This window comes from Nostoc sp. CHAB 5715, from assembly GCF_020829685.1.
Lineage (GTDB): Bacteria > Cyanobacteriota > Cyanobacteriia > Cyanobacteriales > Nostocaceae > Nostoc.
In genome coordinates this window covers 1-2885 of the sequence record NZ_JAIVFR010000936.1, presented here as the reverse complement: position 1 = coordinate 2885, position 2885 = coordinate 1, and the positions used below count along the sequence as shown (strand labels likewise).

Here is a 2885-nt window from a genome sequence, read left to right as displayed (position 1 = left end):
TCGATGTAGTGCGAGTCTTATTGGCTGCTGGTGCAAAGGTGGATATCGCAGATAAAGATGATGATACTGCGTTGAAACTCGCCGTTAAGCAGGGACAAATAGAAGTTTTACAAGCAATTCTCCAAACACCCCATCCTAAAGAGAGTTTTAGCTTAGTTGTAGGAGTTGAAGTTGCAGGTGAAGGCGAGTTTGAGCTAGAGCTTTCCTACCTAATAAATCGCGCCAGTTGGACTCCGTTATATGACTTGCGCTTTAGCACCACCAGCGATATTGTCCATCTGAGCTACCTTGCAGAAATCACTCAAAGTAGTGGCGAAAATTGGATTGGTGCAAATCTCACCCTTTCTACCGCTAAACCGGGATTAGGTACACTCCCACCCAAACTTGAACCCTGGTATATTGATGCTCCACGTCCACAAATGTTACGACAACGACGATTTTCTGCCCAGCCACCACTGCTACCTCCTATAGCAGAACCGTCTGCTTCTGCTGCTAGAGCAGATTGGCAAGAAGAAGATGAAGTTGCAGAGGATAGTCTGATTCCAGCAGAAACCGTTACAGCAGAAGTATCCAAAGAAGGGAGTGTAGTTACCTTTAAATTGAATGGTGGTGGTAACATTCCCAGTGATAGCGCACCTCATAAAACGACAATTTTCAATGATGATTATCCTTGTAGCTTCGATTATGTGGCAATGCCGCGCTTGGTAAGTTTTGCTTATTTGCAAGCCAATGTAAAAAATAGTCCCAACGGTGCAACTCTGTTACCAGGCAAAGCGAATATTTTCCGCGACAATGTTTTTATAGGAACAACTCAGTTAGAAAATATTGCACCAGGACAAGAATTCAAACTGAACTTAGGGATTGATGAAGGTTTAAAAATTGAGCGCGATTTAGTTGAACGTCAGGTAGACAAAAGATTGATTAGCAACCAGCGCCGGATTACTTATAGCTATCGATTGTTTATTACTAACTTACTAGACAAAGAAGTAAATCTGAAACTAACTGAACAATTACCAGTTAGCCGCAACGAGCAAATTAAAGTGCGTCTGAGCCGCAGCAACCCGCAAATTCAACTTGGTGAAATGGGGATTTTGGAATGGATTTTAACTATTCCACCCCAAGAGCGACGAGAGATATATTATCAGTTCATTGTTGAGCATCCGCCTGAGTTAATGGTTGTTGGGTTAGATATTTAAAAATAAAAAACTCCATCCCCTTGTGGGTGGAGTTTTTGGGCATGGGGAATAGGGCATGGGGCATGGGGAAGAGTCACCAATGACGGCAGTTGCTCCACTTGGGGAAACCCCAAGACCGCACTGCCTCCCCAATGCCCAATGCCCCAAGTCGGGGGGCGGCTATCCCTCTCCACGCCACTTGCGGGATGGAGTTTCCCGCCGACTTTCAATGAAGTTAGTGTTATGCGTCAATTTTGTAAATGCCAGCAAAACCAATCACATTTAGAGAAAACAGGAAATGAAGCTGTTGGTTCGAGAAGCACAACCGAATGATGCTGGGGCGATTGTTAGCATTTTAAACCCCATTATCGAAGCTGGTGTGTACACCGCGTTTGATACACCGCTCACAGTTGATGCCGAACGGGAGTATATATTGAATTTTCCCCAGCGTGGGGTGTTCCATGTCGCTGTGCGTTTTCCAGAGCTGACGGTTGTTGGGTTTCAAAGTATGGAACCATTTGCGTCCTTTACACATGCGTTTGACCACGTGGGAATCATCGGAACATACGTGGATCTTTTGTACCGACGACAAGGTATTGGTAAGAGTCTATTCGAGGCTACTTTTGAGACTGCTCGCACCAAAGGATATGAAAAGATATTAACCTATGTTCGCGCCGATAACGCAGGGGCGTTAGCTAGCTATCTCCAACGTGGTTTTCACATAATTGGGACGGCGCAAAGACAGGCTAAAATCAAAGGAACGTATGTGGACGAGATCATCATCGAACGCTTTTTATAGATAGCGTCTACGCTTCTCACTGCTACGCTAAACTTATAGCACTGAGACACTTGCCGCCATGTCTGTAGCCCAAGATTTAGCAACCCCAAAAGATGTTATATTTCCGCCAGGGGATTTATATAGTGACGAACCGCCTTTGGAAACTGACTTACATCGGCTACAAATGACACTGCTGATTCAGTGCTTAGAGTGGCTGTGGCAAAATCGTAATGACTTTTATGCATCGGGTAATCTCACCATCTACTACAGTCCACGTCAGCGCAAATCAGAAAACTTCCGAGGGCCAGATTTTTTTGTAGTACTAGGGACTGAACGCAAACTCCGTAAAAGCTGGGTTGTTTGGGAAGAAGATGGCAAATATCCCAATCTAATTATAGAAATTCTCTCAGATAGCACAGGCGATACCGACAAGGGCCTAAAAAAACAAATTTACCAAGATATCTTTCGCACACCAGATTACTTCTGGTTTGACCCAGAAACTTTAGAATTTACAGGGTTTCATTTGCTTGATGGTGAATATCAACCACTGGAACCCAATCCCCAAGGCTGGTTGTGGAGTCAACAGCTAGGTTTATATTTAGGGGTTTTTCAAGAAAAGTTACGCTTTTTTACGCCTAAAGGAGAACTAGTTCCGACACCGGAAGAAGTTGCACAACAACAGAAGCAACGTAGCGATCGCTTGGCAACAAAACTGCGAGAATTAAATATAGATCCAGATACTATTTAACCTTTGCGCTATTTTCCTTGAGCCTGTTGGCGCGAATGCTATGGATCTTCAGGAAAAACCCATTTTGGCGGTTCCGTCATTTTTTTACGCAAGCGTTCTTGTGCCAACTCCAGCATTTTGTCTAAGGGAGTCTCTTCAAGAAATTTTGCAGCGGCCTCTCTATACTCGATATTGGGGCATTTAT

Annotated in this window: 4 protein-coding genes; all 4 read left to right on the top strand. The window is 44.2% G+C overall.

Annotated features, from left to right (window positions below; translation table 11 throughout):
* The coding region (locus tag LC574_RS33990) for a mucoidy inhibitor MuiA family protein (RefSeq protein ID WP_229458009.1) at positions 1–1196 on the top strand (1196 nt) is incomplete at its 5' end.
* Positions 1197–1251: 55 nt separating this feature from the next.
* Positions 1252–1461, top strand: a complete 210-nt coding sequence (locus tag LC574_RS33985; RefSeq protein WP_229458008.1) for a hypothetical protein — start codon at positions 1252–1254, stop codon at positions 1459–1461.
* 12 nt (positions 1462–1473) lie between these two features.
* Positions 1474–1974 carry a GNAT family N-acetyltransferase gene (locus LC574_RS33980; protein ID WP_229458007.1) on the top strand — a complete coding sequence of 167 codons (501 nt, stop codon included), beginning with the start codon at positions 1474–1476 and terminating at the stop codon, positions 1972–1974.
* Between the two features lie 58 nt (positions 1975–2032).
* A complete protein-coding gene (locus LC574_RS33975; protein WP_229458005.1) occupies positions 2033–2701 on the top strand; it encodes a Uma2 family endonuclease in 669 nt (222 codons plus the stop codon).
* Positions 2702–2885 lie beyond the last annotated feature (184 nt).

Excerpts from the sequence above, each read along its gene's own strand:
- LC574_RS33975 (WP_229458005.1), top strand. The coding sequence starts at position 2,033 with ATGTCTGTAGCCCAAGATTTAGCAACCCCAAAAGATGTTATATTTCCG.
- LC574_RS33980 (WP_229458007.1), top strand. The coding sequence starts at position 1,474 with ATGAAGCTGTTGGTTCGAGAAGCACAACCGAATGATGCTGGGGCGATT.
- LC574_RS33985 (WP_229458008.1), top strand. The coding sequence starts at position 1,252 with ATGGGGCATGGGGAAGAGTCACCAATGACGGCAGTTGCTCCACTTGGG.